Annotated in this window: 1 pseudogene; it reads right to left on the reverse strand. The window is 75.9% G+C overall.

The annotated features are described in order from the left end of the window. Positions 1–453 (reverse strand): annotated as a pseudogene (locus AC6CH6_RS17870) (hypothetical protein); the annotation flags it as partial.

The following is a 453-nucleotide window of genomic DNA, read 5'->3' on the forward strand; positions in this document are numbered from 1 at the left end:
CCGGTGTCGCCCCACTCCTGGTCGCGCTCGTCCTCGGTGGGGATGATCGGCACGTCCGGGACCTCGGCCACCTCTCCGCGCAGCACGGCGGCGCCGGGGTAGTTCTGTGGGGTGCGCTCCACCCCGGCGGTGGGGTCGCGCAGCACCGTGTACTGGTGGGCGCCGGTCAGCGGTACCGCCACGAGCAGGGCGGTGGCGACCAGCCGGATCCCGGACCCGGCCCGGATCCCGGGCAGGGCCCGCCAGCCGGTCAGCAGCAGCGCGGTGACCCGGGTGAGGATCACCGAGGCGGCCAGGATCCCGAGCCCGGCCGGCACCGGGACCGTGTCGCGGGCAGTGAGCAGCAGGTAGGTGATCAGCAGCGGCCAGTGCCACAGGTAGATCCCGTAGGCGCGGTCCCCGAACCACTGCAGCGGGCGGGCCGCCAGGACCCGGGTGGCGCCGGCCCGGGCG

The sequence above is a fragment of the Kocuria sp. GQ42 genome (genome assembly GCF_059758435.1).